The sequence below is a fragment of the Pseudomonas sp. EA_5y_Pfl2_R50 genome (assembly GCF_963970475.1).
Lineage (GTDB): Bacteria > Pseudomonadota > Gammaproteobacteria > Pseudomonadales > Pseudomonadaceae > Aquipseudomonas.
Map to the genome: position 1 here is coordinate 179219 of NZ_CAXAPT010000010.1, position 20627 is coordinate 199845.

Annotated in this window: 18 protein-coding genes; 1 reads left to right on the top strand and 17 read right to left on the bottom strand. The window is 58.6% G+C overall.

The annotated features are described in order from the left end of the window. Window positions 1-12: 12 nt before the first annotated feature. Genes AACY19_RS18570 through AACY19_RS18580 form a run of 3 tightly spaced genes read right to left on the bottom strand, consistent with a single transcriptional unit; the run spans window position 13 to window position 3259 of the window. Window positions 13-345 (bottom strand): hypothetical protein, encoded by a 333-nt coding sequence (locus AACY19_RS18570; RefSeq protein ID WP_339452688.1) that lies wholly within the window; start codon window positions 343-345, stop codon window positions 13-15. Further along, window positions 342-1190 carry a DUF4123 domain-containing protein gene (locus tag AACY19_RS18575; protein WP_339452690.1) on the bottom strand — a complete coding sequence of 283 codons (849 nt, stop codon included), beginning with the start codon at window positions 1188-1190 and terminating at the stop codon, window positions 342-344. The genes AACY19_RS18570 and AACY19_RS18575 overlap by 4 nt, the downstream gene beginning before the upstream one ends. After that, on the bottom strand, window positions 1187-3259 hold the full coding sequence (locus tag AACY19_RS18580) for a type VI secretion system Vgr family protein (protein WP_339452692.1): 2073 nt from the start codon (window positions 3257-3259) through the stop codon (window positions 1187-1189). Before AACY19_RS18580 ends, AACY19_RS18575 begins: the two co-directional genes overlap by 4 nt. 374 nt (window positions 3260-3633) lie before the next feature. On the opposite strand from AACY19_RS18580, the gene AACY19_RS18585 reads away from it, so the two are divergent. Continuing rightward, a complete protein-coding gene (locus AACY19_RS18585; RefSeq protein ID WP_339452694.1) occupies window positions 3634-4935 on the top strand; it encodes an OprD family porin in 1302 nt (433 codons plus the stop codon). Between the two features lie 166 nt (window positions 4936-5101). Here AACY19_RS18585 and AACY19_RS18590 read toward each other — a convergent pair whose 3' ends face one another. From AACY19_RS18590 to AACY19_RS18655, 14 genes are all read right to left on the bottom strand, one after another. After that, complete coding sequence (locus tag AACY19_RS18590; protein WP_339452696.1) at window positions 5102-6304, bottom strand: hypothetical protein; 1203 nt, start codon at window positions 6302-6304, stop codon at window positions 5102-5104. Between the two features lie 149 nt (window positions 6305-6453). After that, window positions 6454-7074, bottom strand: coding sequence for a transglycosylase SLT domain-containing protein (locus tag AACY19_RS18595; RefSeq protein WP_339452698.1), 621 nt, complete (start codon window positions 7072-7074; stop codon window positions 6454-6456). A 45-nt stretch (window positions 7075-7119) separates the two neighbouring features. Beyond that, window positions 7120-8058: a carbohydrate kinase family protein gene (locus AACY19_RS18600; RefSeq protein WP_339452700.1), complete on the bottom strand. Its 939-nt coding sequence runs from the start codon at window positions 8056-8058 to the stop codon at window positions 7120-7122. 14 nt (window positions 8059-8072) lie between these two features. After that, window positions 8073-9569 (bottom strand): xylulokinase, encoded by a 1497-nt coding sequence (gene xylB, locus AACY19_RS18605; RefSeq protein ID WP_339452702.1) that lies wholly within the window; start codon window positions 9567-9569, stop codon window positions 8073-8075. 94 nt (window positions 9570-9663) lie between these two features. Next, the gene (locus AACY19_RS18610; RefSeq protein WP_339452704.1) at window positions 9664-11136 is read right to left on the bottom strand and encodes a mannitol dehydrogenase family protein; all 1473 of its coding nucleotides are present in this window, start codon (window positions 11134-11136) and stop codon (window positions 9664-9666) included. Between the two features lie 17 nt (window positions 11137-11153). Next, window positions 11154-12257 carry an ABC transporter ATP-binding protein gene (locus AACY19_RS18615; RefSeq protein WP_339452706.1) on the bottom strand — a complete coding sequence of 368 codons (1104 nt, stop codon included), beginning with the start codon at window positions 12255-12257 and terminating at the stop codon, window positions 11154-11156. Between the two features lie 79 nt (window positions 12258-12336). Further along, window positions 12337-13167 carry a carbohydrate ABC transporter permease gene (locus tag AACY19_RS18620; protein WP_339452708.1) on the bottom strand — a complete coding sequence of 277 codons (831 nt, stop codon included), beginning with the start codon at window positions 13165-13167 and terminating at the stop codon, window positions 12337-12339. An 8-nt stretch (window positions 13168-13175) separates the two neighbouring features. After that, on the bottom strand, window positions 13176-14102 hold the full coding sequence (locus AACY19_RS18625) for a carbohydrate ABC transporter permease (RefSeq protein WP_339452710.1): 927 nt from the start codon (window positions 14100-14102) through the stop codon (window positions 13176-13178). 154 nt (window positions 14103-14256) lie between these two features. After that, window positions 14257-15567, bottom strand: a complete 1311-nt coding sequence (locus AACY19_RS18630) for an ABC transporter substrate-binding protein (RefSeq protein ID WP_339452712.1) — start codon at window positions 15565-15567, stop codon at window positions 14257-14259. A gap of 252 nt (window positions 15568-15819) precedes the next feature. Next, on the bottom strand, window positions 15820-16725 hold the full coding sequence (locus tag AACY19_RS18635) for an AraC family transcriptional regulator (RefSeq protein WP_339452714.1): 906 nt from the start codon (window positions 16723-16725) through the stop codon (window positions 15820-15822). A gap of 69 nt (window positions 16726-16794) precedes the next feature. Further along, window positions 16795-17673: a phospholipase gene (locus AACY19_RS18640; protein WP_339452716.1), complete on the bottom strand. Its 879-nt coding sequence runs from the start codon at window positions 17671-17673 to the stop codon at window positions 16795-16797. Between the two features lie 192 nt (window positions 17674-17865). Next, entirely contained in the window at window positions 17866-18732 is an 867-nt protein-coding gene (locus AACY19_RS18645) for a phospholipase (RefSeq protein ID WP_339452718.1), read from the bottom strand. 117 nt (window positions 18733-18849) lie between these two features. Then, window positions 18850-20160, bottom strand: a complete 1311-nt coding sequence (locus AACY19_RS18650) for a glycosyltransferase (RefSeq protein WP_339452720.1) — start codon at window positions 20158-20160, stop codon at window positions 18850-18852. A gap of 75 nt (window positions 20161-20235) precedes the next feature. Continuing rightward, window positions 20236-20601, bottom strand: coding sequence for a response regulator (locus AACY19_RS18655; RefSeq protein WP_339452722.1), 366 nt, complete (start codon window positions 20599-20601; stop codon window positions 20236-20238). Window positions 20602-20627 lie beyond the last annotated feature (26 nt).

The window sequence follows — 20627 nt, forward strand, 5'->3', positions numbered from 1 at the left end:
ATGGCTTCCCACTCAACACTGTTTGGATGGATTGTACATTTGTGAAGCCAGTAGTATCTCCGTATGCGTTGTCTGCGGAGCCGACTTTACCTTGGCCGTATTAGATTTCCGTTGTTGGCGTATAACATTGTTTTCCAAACCTAAACTATATACCTCGCAGTTATGACCCGATTTGGAGGAGTAAAGAGCTTTGGAGGTGATGCCGAAGTTTGCAGGCACGGCATTGATGAGGGTGAAGTGCTCGCGGGAGAGGTAACTCTCGCCGACTTCTGCAGCTTGGTGCGTGAGGCTGCAGCCGCCTGGCAGCCACGACACCACGACCGCTGCCCCCGGTTGAATTTTCAAGCCGCGCTGCCTGTTTTCTGATCAACGAACACTCGTTGGCACCGATCAAAGTGCTGTTGGGACGTTTCTCCGGGAAGCGGCTCCCACGCAACATCAGTCATGCAAGCTGGGGAGAGACGATGACTCAGCATCATTTCTCGTTTTTCCGGTGTGCGCCAGTCCCAAGCCTCAAGCAAGTCCATTTGCTCCTCAAGCCATTCACTGACGACTCGGGTTTCGGCCAGTTCGGCAGCCGCCTCGACATGGTAGGTCAGCAACCAGCGTTTGAGGTTGTCTCGCAGGATGCTTCGAGCCTGCTCACCCGATTCTGGTGTACGAAGCCACGGCGCCGGATTCGGCACCGGATACATGCCCGGCTTCCCGTTATCCGCGCTTTTCCACTGATCCTCATCCCAATACAGCACGCTGCTGATCGGCCCGAGCAGCAGCGGCCATTCGGTTTCCTTCATGTTGCCCAGGCAGCGGGCCAGAACCCGGTTGTCTTGAAAACGGAACAGTGAGCGCTCGCCGTCTTCGTCGATGACCATTCGAGCGATCCAATGCTCAGTAAGGCTGTCAAGATCAGCTGTATCCATGCTGCCGATCCAGCCCCAGTTGCGCTGTGGGTCATCGAGCAGTTTGCGGAAGGCATCGTTATCCGGATTCTGCAATTCGGTTAGCCAAGGGCTGATGGCGGCGAACTTCGAGAATTCGGTGCGGCGATACAGTTGCACTGCGCGCTGCATGACGTTCGCGCTGTAAAGCGGTGTGACTGGATTTGGCTCGGCTAAGCTGTCGAGGGCGAGGATCAGCACACGGTTGAGGCGGGATTGTTCGCCTATCCAGTTATTAAGCACGTCGCTCATGCTGTGGCTCCCAGATCGCATTTGCCTTCGCGGCAGGCTTCACAGATCGGGCAACGGATGTCGCCTGCTTTGCGAGCTGCCTTGGCCAAGGCCATTTGCACCGCTGCCGGTACGAGCAGGGCACCTGCCTTGTCTTTCGCAGCGGCCCACGGGATGACAGGTTCCAGAATCCCGATCCCGGTCCCCACCCCAGGCGTACCACCCGTATTCACCTTCACCTCAGCGCCACTAATCGTCACACCGCCCGCATCAACCTTCACAAAACTCCCACCAGCCTTGGCCGTGAGTTCCATGCCACCCTCAACCACAACCGTGTTGCCAGCGTGATAGTGAATCTCCGTCCCAGCCTCAACAAACTGTGCCGTACCGACCTTCACATGCTGCGTCACACCCACCGTCAGGTGATCATCCGCGCGCATCTCGCTGATTCGATCCAGATGCGTGATCCGATGCTCTTCAACCTTGAACTCGCTCAGCGTATTGGCTTCAACGGTGTCGTGCCGTTCGTTGCCTACCCGAATCTTCTGGTCGTGCTCAATGTTTTCATCCCAATCGCGCTGAGCATGGATATAGATTTGCTCGACGCCTTTCTTGTCTTCAATGCGAAATTCGTTGTAGCCCTTGCCGCCCGGTGAACTCAGGGTTTTAAAGGTGCTGCGGGTTTTGTTCGCCGGGAGGTCGTAGGGGACGACGTTTTCCTTGTGGTACAGGCAACCGGTGACCAGTGGCTGGTCGGGATCGCCTTCGAGGAAGGTGACGAGGACTTCCATGCCCACACGCGGAATGGCGATGCCGCCGTAGGCTGCGCCGGCCCAGCCGCTGGCGACGCGCATCCAGCAGGTGGTTTTGTCGTTGGACTGGCCGTCGCGGTCCCAGTGGAATTGCACTTTGATGCGGCCGTACTGGTCGCAATGGATTTCTTCGCCCGCCGGGCCAGTGACGACAGCGGTCTGGCTGCCGAGGACTTTTGGTTTCGGGTGTTCGAGGGCAGGGCGGTAGTGCGCGTCCCACGGGGTGGCGAGAAAGCTGTTTCGGTAGCCTTGGTGGAAATCGCTTTTGTTGTCGGTGACGTCGCTGGTGACATTTTCGCCGAGCACTTGCGGTTGTTTACCTTCGTGGACAACTTCCAGCAGCAGCCACAGATCGTTCCATTCGGCGCGCGGGTGTTCGGCCAGGGTCAGGAAGTGGCCGCTGGTCAGGGTCGGTTCGTCGCCTTTACCTTCGGCGAGTTTGTAGTCGCTGCGGTGGCGTTCAAGGGCGCGAGTCGAAAGGAATTTGCCGCGCTCGCGGGTGGTGAAGCGGCCGGGGTAGTCGTAGTCCTCAAGATCCGGGGCAAAAGGGCTTTTCGCCGTGCCTTCGGGCAGGATCTTCGGTTTTTCGAAGTCGTAATCGCGGCGGCTGACGCGGGTGGTGCGGGTTTCCAGGCGCAGGTTGAAGCGCTTGATCACCGGTTTGTCGGCGGCCATGCCGGAGTCTTGCTGGTAGCTCACGGGCTTGAGTTTGCGGAATACGGTCTGGTCGTCGCCGAACACCAGTTTGTGGCCGCTGCTGCTGTGCTGGAAGTGGAAGTGAATGCCTTCTTCTTCGCACAGGCGCTGGATGAAGTGCAGGTCGGATTCGTCGTACTGCACACAGTAATCGCGCTCCGGGTACTCGGCGCCGAGCTGGAAGCTATAGGCGTCAGCGAGGATGCCGCGATCTTCCAGGACCTGGGCGATGATCTTCGGCACGGTCAGTTGCTGGAAAATCTGCTGGTCGTGGTTGTGGCGCAGGTACGCCAGTTGCGGCACCAGGCTCAGGCTGTAACGGGTCAGGGTCTTGCCGGAATCGCCTTGCTCGATGCGATAGACCAGACCGTGGATCTTGCCTTCGCCGGTGGCGCCGAACGTCAGGACGCCGCGCTTGTGCAGGAGTTCTTCGAGTTTCAGGTCGGGGCGGGCGCTGACGAGTTCGAGGTCGAATCGGAACGGTTCGTTGAGGGCTTCTCGACCCGTGAAGCTGAGCACTTGCAGGTCGGCGTTGGCGCCTTCGAGCGTGAGAGTAATGTGGGTAGCGTTGGCGTCCAGCATGCCTTGAATTCCGTCCGTTGAATAAGCAGGGGATGGATGGTGCAGGATTAAATCGCCTCGTTCAAGGCGCAAATACCGTAGGCACCCGCCCTCAATGGCATCGGGAAAACCCCTAGGACGGCGGTTTCGGCTAACGAATCCGGGCGTTTCACCGAAGGCGGGCGGCATGCTCGCCGAGGATCAAGCGGAGCGCTTGCTCGGTAATGACCAGTCAGTTTCAGACTAAAGTCGCCTGTAGCACGTCAAAGCCATCTGCCATCATTGCCGCTCACCCCTGCGTGTTTACTGCCTCCCGGCTCTTTGCTGACCCGGGACGGGAGCTATTTTTCTGGCTTATTGCGCCCTGCGCAAACGCTGCAATGTTGGAGTTTTTCATGCGTCCCCCATTTCCCCTCATCACCCCGCGCCAGTCGTTTGGCTTCGGAACCATTGTCTTGTGCGCCGGTTTTACTGCGCCTGTTCTGGCCAGCGGTTTCCTTGAAGACACGACGGCGAAAATCGAATCGCGCACGGTGTATTTCAACCGCGATTTTCGTGATGGGCACACTTCAAATGATCAGGGCGCGTCCAAACGTGAAGAGTCGGCGCAGGGCTTTATTGTCAATCTGCAATCTGGCTACACCGAAGGGACCGTCGGTTTCGGTATCGATGCGTTGGGGATGCTTGGTCTGCAATTGGATTCCAGCCCGGATCGCAGCAACAGCGGCCTGCTGCCATCGAGCGGAGAGAACCCGCGCGGTTCGAAAGGCGAGTACGCGAAGATGGGGCTGACGGCCAAGGTGAAGGTGTCCGACACAGTAGTGAAATATGGCGCACTGCTGCCGGATCTGCCGTTGCTCAAGTACAACGACGGGCGTTTGCTGCCGACCCTGTTCAACGGCGCCATGCTCACCTCGAAAGAGTTGAAAGACCTGACGTTCATGGCGGCGCGGCTGGACAAGTACACCGCGCGGGACTCTACCGACTCACAAGACATCCGCGTGCACTGCAAGAACAAGCGCTACGCCTGCAATACCACGGCCGATCATTTCGACCTGTACGGCTTCGACTACAAGATCAATGATCGCCTGACTGCCCAATATCACTACGCCGAACTGGAAGACATTTATCGTCAGCACTTTGTCGGGTTGTTGGCGAATCAGCCGTTGGGTAATGGTGTGCTTAAAGCCGATCTGCGCCTGCTGAAAAGTGCCGACAGCGGTGAGGCGAAAGCCGGCGCCATCGACAACCGTGCCTTGAGCGGCATGGTGTCCTACGCCCTCAGCGGCCACACGTTCAGCGCCGGCTGGCAGCGCATGAACGGCGACAACTCGATGCCGTACCTCGATGGCAGCAATCCGTATCTGGTCAACTACGTGCAGGTCAACGATTTTGCCGCTGCGCAGGAACGGTCCTGGCAACTGCGTTATGACTATGATTTCAAAGCCATTGGTATCAATGGCCTGAGTTTCCTGACGCGTTATGTGAACGGTGATCACGTCAAGGTGCCGGGCAGTGAGCAGGAAGGCAAAGAGTGGGAACGGGACAGCGAGTTGAAATACGTGATCCAGAGCGGCACGTTCAAGGACGTCAGCCTGCGTTTGCGTAATGCGACTTACCGGACCAACTACGAGAAGTTCGCCCGGGATGTCGATGAGACGCGGGTGATCGTGAGTTACAACTTTTCGATGTTGTAAGCGATAGAACGGTGGTGCCTGATCCGTCGCTTTCTCGAGCAAGCCCGCTCCCTCAGGACATATCTGTCGGTCACATTATCTGTGTCCACTGCAGACTCCCTGCGGGAGCGGGCTTGCTCGCGAAGGCCTTCTTAACCGCTGACCTGCTGCAGCAGCCCTTGTCGAGTCAAGGCAAGTGGCTGATAAAAGCCCGGATTACGTTGGGGGCAGGCTTGAAATGTCCCACCGCTTCAGACGCTGAAGTGCTGATGGCCATGCCTCGGTAGGCGTCGGCCCCCGGTGCCGGCTGAATCGCGTGGGCCGTGGCGCCCGGGCTCCAGGTGAACACGGTAACCGGCACAGTCAGGTCATTTGCCGCGCAGGTCATGAGCAGCGTATCGGCGCTTTGGGCGAAGGCATTGGCCTGACAGAAATCGAAGCGTGTCGGCATCGGTACCTGTTGGGCTTGAGCGGCGGAAGCTGGCCAGAAAAGCGGCAACTTTTTCGCCGGCGTAACGACGTTGGCAACCATATTCCCCAAACCATTGAGAAACAGCGCCTCGGTCGAAAAGCTTTCTACAGACGGCAGCACCTTGGGCTCCCCTGCAAAACCCGACCAGAAGGTGGCTGCCGTGGTGTTGTCGGCATAATGGCAGGTCCCGGCGACCTGATGCTGACCGTTGATGCCTTTGGCCTCGCAGTAGCTGGCTGTCGCCGGCAGCTTCAGGGCTTTCATGCTGTAGTCAGTGCCATTGAAAGTGGCGACATTGGCCGTGCTGGTTCCTGAGGCATTTGGACAGTTGAGTGCCACGAGTGTGGTGCTGTCGACCCCGGAGTCGGAGATGGCCGCGATACGACAGTTATCGTTACGAGTCGAGACTTGCTGGGGTTCGCCTTTTTTCGCCAGAAACCAGACAACAGCCGTGCCACCGGAAGGGCCGTTGCTTTGCCCGGCCACGTTGCCAAACAGTGTCGAGGCGAGTACTTCGCTACTTGTATCGCGCGCCAACGGTTCGAACGGCAGCGGATCGCCTTGGGGGGACACCACTGGCCAGAACACCGGCACTTTGCTCTGCGCCGAACCTGGCTGTGGGTCACAGGTGCCGGTGATCAAGTGGAAGGACAAGAAACCACTATCGCAAGAAACGTGATTCGGCAGGGGCTTGAGATTGATCAGCACGGTCGGGAACGAGCTCTGATACCAGGCTTTTTTGACGCCATCGACGACGCAATAACCTGCTATCCGGGATGGTTCGACGACACCTGTGGTCGTACATGAGCCCTCGGAGGGGCCTGCAAGCTCAGGCTGCCCTGCCTGTGCGGTGGACAGCAACGTGGAAGCCGACAGTAGCGCAGCGAGGATAATCAATCTGTTCAGATGAATGTTCATGGGGCGTTCCTTCCTTGGCAAGAACCTGCCGATTGGCGCTTGAAGTCAGTAAACAAACAAAAAAAGCCACTGCCTAGCTGTCAAACCTGACAACTAGGCAGTGGCTTTTTTTAGGTATATGACAGCGGGTCAGCGCTGGCATTAACTCACTACAACCAATGCCAGAAGCGGCTCCAGAACCCTCGATTCAAATCTTCCTTGCATCCGGCGTATTGCTGGGCATACAGGTTGGAACGGTTCTGAACCTTGCGCGCGGTGGGCATCAGCCACGCCTTGCTGGCGTAGGTTTTGTTGCGGAAGCCGCCCCAGCCTTCGTGGTAGTTGAGGTACTGGTTGTAGGCGTCGTATTTGTACACACCGTTAATCGAATAGGTCTTGTCCATGTACCAGCCAACGAAGTCGATGGCGTCGTCGAAGTCTTCGCGATCAGCGCCGTATCGGCCGGTACTTTTCTGGTAATCGGACCAGACTTCATCCTTGGCCTGCGCATAACCCGATGCGGTGCTGACGCGGCCCCACGGAATCACCCACAGCAGGTATTTGCGCGGGGTCTTGGCGTCGTAGCGATAGCCGGATTCCTGATACATGATCGCGAAGGGCACCTGAATCGGCACGCCCCAACGCTTTTGCGTGACCTGGGCGGCGTCGTACCAGTCGCTTTTTTCGCGGAAGATGTCGCAGAGGTTTTCCGGCGAGCGGGGCGGCGAGGTGCCGCACCCGGTCAACAGCGTTGCAAGTGTCAGTAGTCCAAGCGTCTGCCCGTATTTCAAAAGCGGTTATCCCATCATGCGCAAAAAGGCCGACAGTCTACGCGCTCATGTCAACTGGTGACGATAGGGGAGATCCGGACCGGTTTTGCTGCACGTCAGCGCTGCGGCTTGTACGGCGAAAGTGAGCATGGCGTCGATCTGCTCGCGGGTGAGGCTCTGCACGCCTTCGACCGAATCCAGGCCGTGTTCGGTCAGCCAGGTGATCAGCGCGGCCTGAAAGGTATCACCGGCGCCGACGGTATCGGCGATCTTCACCGGGCACGCTGGCACCGACCACGTGCCGTGTTGGCGGCTGAACACCGTAGCGCCGTCACCGCCGCGCGTGAGGAACACCAACTGACAGCGGTGCTGCAACCACCCTTCGATGACGTGCTGCGGGTCCTGTTCGGGATAGAGCAGGCTCAAGTCTTCATCGCTGACCTTGATCAGGTCGGCCAGTAGCACCAGCATGGCGATGCGTTCGCGCCAGCGTTCGATGTTCGGCTCGGGGTTGAGGCGAACGTTCGGGTCGAGGCTGATCAGGCGTTTGCCGCTTTCGCGCTGAACCAACGCCAGCAAAGTGTCGCCGATGGGCTGAACCACCAGCGAGAACGAACCGATGTGCAGGCCGCGCACGTCGTCACCCAGCGCCGGCAGGTGCGCCAGGCTCAACTGCCGATCCGCGCAGCCTTCGCCGCGAAAGCTGTAATGCGGCGAGCCATTGGTGCCGACCGCGACCATTGCCAGCGTGGTCGGCGCAGCGAACTCGACGAGGTAGTCGGGGCACACGCCTTCGTCCTGCAACACGCGCTGCAAACGGCGGCCGAGGTAATCGGTGGACAGCCCGCCGAACAGTGCAGAGTCCACGCCGAGGCGCCGCAGACCCACCGCGACGTTGAACGGCGAGCCGCCGGCAATCGCCTTGAAATTCACTTTCGACGCCACATCGCTGGCATCGTCTTCGCTGAAGAAATCAAACAGGGCTTCGCCACACACCAGGTACATAGTTGTTTTGCTCTTTAGAGGGTTGCGACATGCTGTTGATAGCGTTCGTAAGCCTGCTGGAACGCCGCGACATTGGCGGCAACCGGCAGGGTTTCACTGCTCAGGTCGAGCGTCACGCAGCGTTGGCAGAGATCGGCCAGGGAGTCTTCGTGGCCATTGGACCATGACTTGCACCACGCCGCCTGAATCGCCGCGCCAAGGGCCGCTGCTTCGCTTTGCTCGGTGCAGATCACCGGGGTGTTCATGATGTCGGCGACGATCTGCCGCCAGACCGCGCTTTTCGAACCGCCGCCGATCAGGCAAATGCTGCGGCTTTGTAAACCATTCTGGCGCAGCAAATCCAGCCCGTAGCGCAAACCGAAGGTCGTACCCTCGACGGCCGCGCGACACAGATTGGCCTGCGTCAGATTGTCCAGCGTCAGGCCGTGCAGGCTACCGGTGGCGTGAGGCAGGGCGGGCACTCGTTCGCCGTTGAGAAACGGCAGCATGCTCACACCTTCGGCGCCGATCGGTGACTGGGCGACGAGGTCGTTGAACTGGCCCAGATCAAGGTTGAACAGTTCGCGAATCGCGCCGGTGGCGTTGGTCAGGTTCATCGTGCAGATCAGCGGCAACCAGCCACCGCTGGAGGAACAGAACGTGGCAACCGAAGTATCGGCACTGACCTTCGGTGCGTCGGCATAGGCATACACGGTGCCGGATGAACCCAGGCTCATGGTGATGGCGCCGGGCTGAATATTGCCGGTGCCGATGGCGCCCATCATGTTGTCGCCCCCACCGCTGGACACCTGTGCATTCGGGTTGATGCCCAGATGCTCGGCTATCGCTGGCAGAATCGTGCCCACGGCCTGATGCGCGTCGATCAACTCCGGCAACGCAGCTTGCAGGCGCCCGGTGGCATCGATGTCACGCAGCAACTGCAAATCCCATTGGCGCGTGCGCACGTTGAAATAACCGGTGCCTGAGGCGTCACCGTATTCGCTGCACGAACGGCCCGTGAGCCAGAAATTCAGGTAGTCATGGGGCAGCAGGACGCGGGCGATGCGCGCGAAAACCTCGGGATGCTGCTCCTTGGTCCACAACAATTTCGACACGGTGTAGCCCGGCGCGATGACCACGCCCAGGCGTTCAAGCGAGCCTTTCTCGCCCCCCAGATAAGTCAGCAATCGGTCGTTCTCAGCCGTGGTCTCGGTGTCGCACCAGAGCTTGGCCGGGCGCAGCACCTGGCCTTGGTCATCGAGCAAGACCAGACCGTGTTGCTGGCCGGAAACCCCTATGCCGAGGATCGCCTGGCCATCGACATTCGCCGCCAGCAACGCCTGGCGAGTGGCGAGGGCGAAGGCATCCAGCCACTGCCGGGTATCCTGTTCGCGACGACCGTTGGTGCCGCTGAACATCGTGTGCGCGGCGGCGCCCTGACCGAGGACTTGACCGCTGATGGCGTCAAGGATGATGGCTTTGGTGCCTTGGGTGCCGCAGTCGATGCCGAGGAACAGTTGTTGTGTTGTCATGTGTGAGCCACTCGGGGTGTAGTGAAGATCAAGAGCTTACCCCCCTCACCACAGTCCTCTCTCCCTCCGGGAGAGGGCCAGGGTGAGGGGCTTTTCAATCCAGAATCCGCTGCAGAGTCCCCGTCACACCGTCCTCACGCAAGCTGTTGCAGCACCATTCAAACGCCGCGACAAACTCCGCCGAACGCGGTATCGCCGCGCCGAAAATCTCTTCAACGGCCAACAACCGCTGGGTGATTAAAGCATCGTCCGCCACCAACGCCTGACAGAAATCAGCCCGCGGATCGGGAATCGAGTAGGTATCGCCATTCTCGTCCACGCCTTTCAAATACAGCGCCCATGCCGCGACCACCAAGGCGGCACGCCGGGTCTCACGGCCATCGGCAATCAAGCGATTGATCGTCGGAATGGTGAACTTGGGAAATTTCGACGAGCCATCCGAACACACGCGCTCCAGTTGATCGGCAATCGCCTGATTGGAGAAGCGCGCCACCAGCGTGTCCTTGTACTCGCTCAGGTCGATGCCTGGCACCGGCGCCAGTTGTGGCGTGACATCCAGGTCCATGTACGCGCGCATGTAACGCACGAACAACGGATCGTTCATGGTCTCGTGAACAAAGCGATAGCCCTTCAAGAAACCCAGATAGGTCAGGGCCAGGTGACTGCCGTTGAGCAGCTTGATTTTCATCTCTTCGTAAGGCGAAACATCGTCGGTGAACTGCACGCCGACCTTTTCCCACGCCGGTCGGCCATTGACGAACTTGTCTTCCAGCACCCATTGCACAAATGGCTCGCACACCACCGGCCACGCGTCGTCGACGCCATGTTTGTCGGCGAGTTGCAGGCGATGGGCCGTGCTGGTCATCGGGGTAATGCGGTCGACCATGGCGTTGGGGAAACTGACGTTCTGCTCGATCCAGTCGCGCAGGCCCGGGTCGCGCAACGTGGCGAATGCCAGCAGCGCTTTGCGGGTCACTGCGCCGTTGTGCGGAAGGTTATCGCAGGACATGACAGTGAACGCCGGAATGCCCGCGCCACGGCGTTTCTGTAAGGCCGCGCAGAGGAAGCCGAACACGGTTTTTGGGGTCTGCGGGTGCGCCAGATCGTGCTGGATCTGCGGCAGGTGCGCCATGAATTCGCCGTTGCTGTCGTCGATGCAATAACCACCCTCGGTGATGGTCAGCGAGACAATGCGAATGTGCGGATCGGCGAGTTTGTCGATCAGCGCCTGAGCATCGTCTTCTGCGAGCAGCATGTCGCGGATCGCGCCGATCACGCGCACTTCGGTGTCATCGCCGTCACCGAGTTCGAACAGGGTGAACAGGTAATCCTGCTCCTTGAGATCGTCCCGGGCGCGGCGGTCTTCGGCGCGCAGGCCGACCCCGCAAATCGCCCAGTCCAAGGCTTCGCCGGTGTTCATCAATGCGTCGGTGTAATACGCCTGATGGGCGCGATGGAAGCCACCGACACCGATGTGGGCGATGCCCTGGCGGGTTTCGCCGAGGCTGTAGGCCGGCAGTTTCACCTCGGGGGCGAGACGGTTGAGGTTCTGTTTATTCAGTTTCATCACAGGGTTCTCGCGAATCAGGCGGCCGCACGCAGCGGGCGGGTCAGCGCCACGCCCTCGGCGTCGAACAGGTGGCAGTGGCTGGCGTCCAGGTGCAGGTTCAGTTGCTCGCCGTAACGGCTGGCGAGATCGCCGCGCACGCGCATGGTCAGGGCTTCGCCGGCGTTGGTCTTGACGTGGCAGAAGGTATCGCTGCCCAAGCGTTCACTGACGTCGGCGATGACTTGCAAGGTGCAGTCGCCGGGTTGCGCCAGTTCCAGGTGTTCCGGGCGAATGCCGAGGGTCACGGCGCTGCCGACGCTCAGATTCGCGGCGGCGAAGGGCAGGGTGATGCGCGTGCCGGCGTCCAGCGAGACTTCGCAGCTTTGCGCATCGACGCGGACAATCTGGCCCTTGAGGAACCCCATTTTCGGCGTGCCAAGGAAGCCGGCGACGAAGATGTTCGCCGGGTTGTGATACAGGTCCAGCGGCGAGCCGACCTGCTCGATCTTGCCACCGTTGAGCACCACAACCTTGTCGGCCATGGTCATCGCTTCGACCTGGTCGTGGGTCACATAGATCATCGTCGCTTGCAGGTCTTTGTGCAGGCGCAGCAGTTCCAGACGCATCTGCACGCGCAGCGCGGCGTCGAGGTTTGAAAGCGGTTCATCGAACAGGAAGATCTTAGGGTTGCGCACGATGGCGCGGCCAATCGCTACACGCTGACGCTGACCACCGGAGAGCTGTTTTGGTTTGCGCTCAAGCATCGGGCCGAGTTCGAGGATGCGCGCCGCTTCGGCCACTTTTTTCTCGACTTCGGCTTTCGGCACGCCGGCCAGGTCGAGGGCGAAGGACATGTTTTTCTTGACGGTCATGTGCGGGTACAGCGCGTAGGTCTGGAACACCATCGCCAGATCGCGCTTGGCCGGGCTGACTTCGGTGATGTCGCGTGCGTCCAGTTCGATGGTGCCGCCGCTGACTTCTTCGAGGCCGGCGATCAGGCGCAGCAGGGTGGATTTGCCGCAACCGGACGGGCCGACGAAGACCACGAATTCCTTGTCGTTCACCTCAAGGTCGATGCCCTTGATGATGGAAAAACCTTCGAAGCCTTTTTGCAGATTCTTGATTTTCAGGTTGGCCATGATGATGGGCCTCCGCAATTCATTATTGGGTTAAACCAGATCGGCTTTTCTGTGGGAGCGAGGGTTGGGTGCGGGATATTCATTTCACGGCACCGAACGACAGGCCGCGCACCAGTTGTTTCTGGCTGATCCAGCCGAAGATCAGGATCGGTGCGCAGGCCAGGGTCGAGACCGCTGACAACTTGGCCCAGAACAAGCCTTCGGGGCTTGAGTAGGAGGCGATCAACGCGGTCAGCGGTGCGGCTTTTGACGAGGTCAGGTTCAGCGACCAGAAGGCCTCGTTCCAGCACAGGATCAGCGACAACAGCACGGTCGACGCAAGGCCACCCTTGGCAATCGGCAGCAGCACGCGGACCATTTCCTGCCACAGCGTGGCGCCGTCGAGGCGGGCGGCTTCGAGGATGTCTTTGGGGATGTCCTTGAAGTAGGTGTAAACCATCCACACCACAATCGGCAGGTTGATCAGCGTGTAGATCACGATCAACGCGATGCGCGTATCGAGCAGGCCGAAACTCTTGGCCAGCAAATAGATCGGCATCAGCACGCCCACCGGCGGCAGCATCTTGGTCGAGAGCATCCACAGCAGCGTGCCTTTGGTGCGCTGGGTTTCGTAGAACGCCATCGAGTAAGCGGCGGGCACCGCGATCAACAGGCACAACGCGGTTGCGCTAAAGGAAATCACCACCGAGTTCCAGGCGAAACTGAAGTAGTCGCTGCGCTCGTTGATGTGCAGGTAGTTCTCCAGCGTCGGCGTAAAGATGAACTGCGGCGGCGTGGCGAAGGCGTCGATTTCGGTTTTGAAACTGGTCATCACCATCCAGAAGATCGGGAAGAAAATCACGATCGCGATGGCCCAGGCCAGGGTGCCGAGCAGCAGGCTTTGCAGCCGACGGGAATGTTGAAGTGTCATGGCAGGCCTCAGGCTTTGTCAGTCAGGTTTTTACCGATCATCCGCACCAGAATGATCGCGGCGATGTTGGCGATGACCACGGCAATCAAGCCGCCTGCCGAAGCCATGCCGACGTCGAACTGCACCAGCGCCTGGTTGTAGATCAGGTAGGCGAGGTTGGTCGAGGCGTAGCCGGGGCCGCCGTTGGTGGTGGTGAAAATCTCGGCGAACACCGACAGCAGGAAGATCGTTTCGATCATCACCACCACGGCAATCGGCCGCGCCAGGTGTGGCAGGGTCAGGTGCCAGAAAATGGCGATGGGGCCGGCGCCATCGAGGCGCGCAGCTTCTTTCTGCTCCTGATCGAGCGACTGCATGGCGGTCATCAGAATCAGGATGGCGAAGGGTAGCCACTGCCACGAGACAATGATGATGATCGACAGCAGCGGGTAGTGCGCCAGCCAGTCCACCGGTTGCGCGCCGAACAACTTCCACACGTAGGCGAGGATTCCCGACACCGGGTGGAAAATCAGGTTCTTCCAGATCAATGCACCGACGGTGGGCATGATGAAGAACGGTGAGATCAGCATGACCCGCACGATGCCGCGACCAAGAAACTCACTGGCCTCCAGCAATGCACTGATGAGCACGCCAAACACCACGCTGATCAGCAACACGCTGCCGACCAGCAACAGGGTGTTGCTGGCGCCGGGCAGGAAACCGGAATCGGTCAGGAAATAGCTGAAGTTCTCCAGCCCGACGAATTCGTTTTCACCGGGGTAGAGCAGGTTGTAGCGAATCATCGAGAAGTAGAGGGTCATGCCCAGCGGCACGATCATCCACAGCAGCAGCAAGGCCACCGAAGGGCTGACCAGGAACCAGCCCGGATTGCGCACGCGAACCTTGCGCTGCGGCTGGGACAGATCAATGTGGGCTTTGGCAGTTGAAGTATTCATGGTGATCACAACCGAGTCTTTCAGACCTATGGAGATCTAATGTAGGGGTGAGCCTGCTCGCGATAGCGGTGTGTCAGTCACCCATTGCGTTGAATGGGAAGCTGCCATCGCGAGCAGGCTCACCCCTACAAAAGGCAGGAGCGAGCTGTGGCGGTTACTTGGGATAACCGGCGCGCTTCATCTCGCGCTCAGTGGTTTGCTGAGCGGCGGCCAAGGCTTGATCCACCGTGGTCTGGCCGATCAGCGCCGCCGAGAACAGCTTGCCGACCTGGGTACCCACGGCCTGGAACTCAGGAATGGTCACCAACTGAATGCCGATGTAAGGCACCGGTTTCAGCGTCGGTTTGCTCGGGTCGGCCGCCTTCAGCGATTCCAGCGTGACCTTGGCGAATGGCGCAGCGCTCATGTAGGCGTCACTGTAGGTCGAGGCGCGAGTGCCCGGCGGAACGTTGGCGATGCCATCGGTCCTGGCGACCAGTTCGCCGTACTCTTTGGAGGTCGCCCAGGCGCTGAATTGTTTCGCGGCGTCCTTAGCCTTGGAGCTGGTTGGAATCGCCAGTGCCCACGAATACAACCACGCCGAACCTTTGTCGGTGACTTGATGCGGGGCGAAGGTGAAGCCGACGTGATCGGAGACTTTGCTCTGGGTCTTGTCGGTGACGAACGAGCCGGCGACGCTGGCATCGACCCATATCGCGCACTTGCCGCTGTTGAACAGCGCGAGGTTTTCGTTGAAGCCGTTACTCGAAGCACCCGGTGGGCCGGATTTCTTCATGGTATCAACATAGAAATTCAACGCATTTTTCCACTCGGGGCCGTTGAATTCCGGCTGCCATTTTTCATTGAACCAGCGTGCGCCGTAAGCGTTGGCGACGGTGCTGATCAGCGCCATGTTTTCGCCCCAACCGGCCTTGCCACGCAGGCAGATGCCGTACTGCTCCTGGTCTTTTTTGGTGAGTTTTTCGGCGAAACCGGCGATTTCCTCCCAGGTCGGGCGCTCAGGCATGGTCAGCCCGGCCTCTTTGAACAGGTCGGTACGGTAATAGGTGATCGAGCTTTCGGCGTAGAACGGCAGGGCGTACAGCGAGCCCTTCACCGACAGGCCTTCACGCACCGACGGGAACACGTCGTCGAGGGCGTAACTGGCCGGTAGGTCCTTCATCGGCTCCAGCCAGCCTTTGGCGCCCCACAGTGCGGCTTCGTACATGCCGATGGTCAACACGTCGAACTGCCCGCCCTGAGTCGCGATGTCGGTGGTCAGACGTTGGCGCAGGACATTTTCTTCCAGCACGACCCAATTGAGCTTGATGTCCGGGTGCTCGCTCTCGAAGGTCTTCGAAAGTTTCTGCATACGGATCATGTCGCTGTTGTTGACGGTGGCGATGGTCAGGGTCTGGGCGCCAAGGCTGACGCTGCTGAGGGTCATGCAGGTGAGGGCAAGCAGAGCTTTTGCAGTGGGTTGCATCGTGCACTCCTTTTCTGCGTCCCGGGGAGGCAGAAGGACAGTTATTGTTTTTGTGTCTTCCTGTGCAGGAAGAATGTGCGCTGATTACAGCCTTCAATCGCAGCACTGACAAATCATCCCTAGCACTTTTATCGATACTTTTTTGCACTGGACTTTGCCGGGGTAAACGCAGGGAAGGGGTTTTCAGTGGGAACGCGCTAACGAATGCGTACAGGTTTCAGGCCATTGCCCAGCACTGGTAGAGCGGTGTCTTCACAAGCGGTTCTGTTCGGTCAACCGCTGCACCGCGAGCCGCCGATAATGCGACGGCGTCATGCCTTTGAGCTGCTGAAAGCGCCGATTGAAGTTCGAGATGTTGTTGAAACCCGACTCGAAGCAGACGTCGGTGACCGGCTTGTCACCATCGGCCAGTAACTCGCAGGACTTGCTGATGCGCAGGCGATTGACGAACTCGATGAAATTACGCCCGGTGGCCTGCTTGAACACCCGGCTGAAATACGTCGGCGTCATGCCCAGGTGATCAGCGACTTCCTCAAGGGAAATATCCCGGGCGTAGTGGGCAAAAATGTAGTCCACCGCGCGGTTGGTGCGGTCGATGTTGTGCTCATCGGCCAGTTGCGTGTTGGTGGCGCCAGAGAGCAATTGATAGTCGTCAGTCGCGGCGAGCAACTCCATCAAAATGAAGAAATGTCCCAGGCGAGTGACACCTCGGGTATCGGCGATCCGCTGCATCAGCGTCATGGCCTGGCGGATCGTGTGTTTGCAACGAAATTCGATGCCGTACTGCGCGCGCTCAAGCAGCGGTGCCAGCGTCTTGAGTTCGGCAAATACGGCATGGCCACTCTCGAACAGTTCGTCCGTGAAGTTGACCAGCATGTCGCGTTTTTCCACGACCTCATCTTCGGCGACCTGGCTGATCCAGTTGTGCGGCAGGTTGGGGCCCGTCAGAAACAGGGTTTGCGGGTAGAAGTTGCCGATGTAGTCACCGATGAACACTTTGCCCGAGCTGGCAACAATCAGGTGCAGTTCGTATTCCTTGTGAAAATGCCAGCGCACCAACGGACACGGGAAACCATGCTGTCGGTAGATGATGGATAACCCGTTGTGGTCATCCATCAACTCATAAGAAGGGTCGGTCACTCGGGCTGTTCGGGACATGTCAGGCCACTTTTCTTGTTATCGCTCGCCGATCATGCCCCTTTCTGCGCTTGTGGCACCAGCCCCGATTCAGCGAGATTCATACAACGCCCGCCCGTAGACCGCCTTCATGCTGTTGGCCACCCAGCAATAACGAACGATCTCCGACTCGTCGAAGAAATCGGTACTGATGATGCTGCAACGAGTCACCCAATCCCGAGTGGAGTGGAACCAGTCATTGATCTTGTGCTTGATGTTGGCCGGGCCGCCCAGCAGCGAATAGCAGGTGACTGGCAACGACCAGATGAACGATTCGAGGGGCGCATCCTTCAGGGTGGTTTGGATGTGCCGTTCCAGAGTTCCCGTATCGGTGAACACTTGACGGGTCCATTTGTGCGGGATTTGCGGCCAGAAGAACTGCTGGTCCAGGCCCGCCGAGTAGTGCGCCGCCAACACGATGCGTCGCCTGGAACTGGCGCTTTTGAGCTGGCCGATTGTGCTCATCGAGTCGGAAAACGGAATCAGCTGCGACCCCAGTCGACGCAGCATGAAGTCATTCAGTTGCTGGTGATCGAAAGCATTGTCGCCATCCCCCAGCTGATGGTAGTCCAGTACGACGAATTCGTCAGGGTTGCGATCAAGGAATGCGGTCAGCGTCTCGACCAGTTCATCGAGCAGCCGGCCGGACTCATGGCCATTGTGGTGAAAATAAAAGACCGGCCGGCCGCCGCTGTCCCTGTATCCCAGGCGCAGGTCAAATGCCCGGGCGCCGTTTTCCAGTTGCCAGGCGAACGAATCGTTCTGGCAGGTGATCCAGTTGCCCGTGACGAACTTGTGGTTGGGCGCCTTTTTGTCCATGCCACTGTTGTGGCTGCCGGGCCAGATGATATCGGTCAACTTGAGTTGATCGATATCCAGCACATGGCCCATCCATTTTTGCTTGTCGAAGGCTGCTTCAGTACTGCTCATCGTGACTCCCTGTCGCCATGCTCCCCATCCTTGGGGGCGAAGTTATTGATGTGAGAGGTGCCGTTTGTGGCGGCACCTGCCCGTTCACCGATTGTGAGTGAGCGTGAAATACAGCATACAAACAGCGTAAATCATGTCCAGCGACGGCAACATTCGCTAAAAAATAGCCAATGCATGGCACCGTCACTGCGCTTAGAGCTGGCGAGCCTTGAGCAGGTTCGCGGTGCGGCAGAACGAAACCAGTCTGGATTCTTCGATGAAGTCGACATTGACGATGTTGCATTTGAGCAGCCAGTCGCTATTGGCCGGGTCGAACCATTTATCCAGGTCGGAATGAATATCTACCGGGCCACCCCACAAGGAATAACTGGTAGCAGACAGTGACCACGGATAATAAGAGGACGGTGGGTAAGCCAACACTTTTTCGATATATTTCTGAAGGTCACTGGCGCTGGGGGTTTGTGTGCCGATCCAGTAATGCTCGACCTCTTGGTTAAACCATTGCAAGTCCAGATCGCGATGCCAGTTGGCATGTACCAGAACTCGCTGTGAAGGGCTGATATCCTTTAATCGCCCAAGGCTTAAATGACGGTTTCGTGGCGGAATGATTCTGTCGCGCAGGAAGTGTGCCATCGTCTTGTTGAACCAGACAAAATCAAAAGGTTGATCGCCATCTTTCAACTCGTGGAAGTCGAGAACAATGAACTCGTCGGGGTTTTCCAAAAGAAAGCGCTGCAGGTCTGTGATCAGTCCGCCAAATACGCGTGAAGACAGATAGCCATCGTGTTGCATGCGCATCTTGCCGAGACCTTCGCCCTTACTGTCGTAGACCATTCTGATGTCAAGCGCTCGCGCGCCGTTATTGAGCTGTTCATAAAAAGAGTTATGCTGACAGGCTAAATAATGCGCGCCGGGCACCAGGGCATAGGAAGCCTGCCAGTCGCAGCCGGCATTGTGCGTGCCCGGCAGTGTCAATTGATTAAGTGACAGGTTATCGATGGCCGGAGTGGCGGCCATCCAGTTTTTTAGTGTGTAGTTATCCAGCGTCTTGCTGTCCATGTCGGTTCTCCCTGAATAATAAATAACTCGCTCCGATTGTTTGGCGAGTTATTTATTATTAATGGCTGGGGAGTTAGCCGGGCAAGATGCAGTTTAATGCTGGATATATGTTGCCTTTTATTGAGTGTGTCCAGATGGGGCCTGGCGGTTCTTTGCTTCGATCCACTGCGACATGTATTGAGTGCTCTTGTGGTGATGGTGGCGCAACATACTGCCAGTGAAGTTGGCTTTTCTAAGTTGATTCAAGTTGCTCATGCTCTGTCGCAACTTGTCGATCAGCGCCGGCCCGTGAACCGACTGACGATACCGCTCAGCCAATAAGGTGTTCCCAGCCAGTCGGGCTTCATTCCAAAGGGCTTCGTCCTGATACAACTGAACTGCTCGATCCGCCAGGGCTTGAGCGCTGCACGCCACTGCACCCGGCCACGGCATCTCGCCGTGCATGGCCTCGGCGCCGACAGGCGTGGTCACCGACGGTGTGCCGCACAGCATCGCGTCGATGAATTTGCCCTTGATCCCGGCGCCGAAGCGCAAAGGTGCCAGGCACACTCGCGCCGCCGACATGACCTGCAGCGCGTCTTCGGCCCAGTTCATCACGTGAAATCCCTGCGCTGGGTTGTGCAGGGCAGTGGCTTTTGGCGGGGTGTACGCGCCGTAGATGTGTAACTGCGCGTGCGGCAGTTGCGCGCGGATCAACGGCCAGACTGCGGTTTTCATCCACAGCACCGCGTCCCAGTTGGGCGCGTGTCGGAAGTTGCCGATACTGAGGAAATGCGCGCGTTGCGCGAACGTCCGTTGCTCGCCTTGCGGCAGGTCGATCATCAGCGGACACTCGTGCAGCAGGGCGCGCGGAAGGCCGAATTGTTCCACCAGCAGCTCAATCTCGACCGTGGAAATCATCAGGTTCAGGTCACAGCGATACAGCGCGGCGATTTCACGCTTGGCCATGTCGCTGTCGGCCATGAGTTCGAATTCTTCGTGCAGGGCCGGCGCGAACAGGGACGTGAAGTCCTGCTCGTCCGGAGCGTTTTTCAGGTGTTCCCTGAGCCGCATATGCCGGGCATGGCGTAGGCTTTGCAGATCAGAGGTTTCGAGTACACGCAGGGCGTTCGGGCAATGTTTCTCGACGCGCCAGCCAAACTGTTCTTCCATCATGAACTGGTCGAACAACACGATATCCGGGGCCAGCTCCATGACGAAGGTATCGAAGCTGCTGTTGTTCAGTTCAATCGGCACTTCGCGAATGCCCATCGCGCTGAGGTCGGCCTTGTGCTCGCCGGGGCCGGCAGGGCTGCTGAAGGTGATCTCCCAGCCTTGCTCGAGAAAGGTCTCGAGGATCTGCATCACATGCCCGCTGGCCGCCGATGAGCGAGGTTCGGGCCAGACGTAGCCGATGACCAGAACGTGGGTGGCGGGGCGTGCAGACATTGACGGGTGTTCCTTGAAGGCAGAAAACAGAAGAGAGGGTCAGCACCGATCGGGCTGACCGAGGACAAAAATGCGTCACTTGGCGTCAAGTATGCTTTTGACCTTGTCGCGCAATTGATCAATCGAGAACGGCTTGCCGATCACATGCATGTCGGCCGGCACAGCAAGGGTTTCCGCATAACCGCTGGCGAACAGGATCGGCAAGGTCTCTCGCAACTTCCGCGCTTCAGTGGCCAGCTCATGTCCATCCATACCGGGCAGACCGACGTCAGTCATCATCAGATCGATTGTTGCCGCTGGATCTTTCAAGAACGCCAGCGCCTGTTCGCTGCCGTCCGACTCCAACACGCTGAACTCCAGTTCCTCCAGCACATCGATGATGAGCATACGCACGATGTCGTCGTCTTCGACTACTAGGATGGTGGGCGCTGGGGTGGACATATTGAAGGCTCTCAAGAAATGAAATC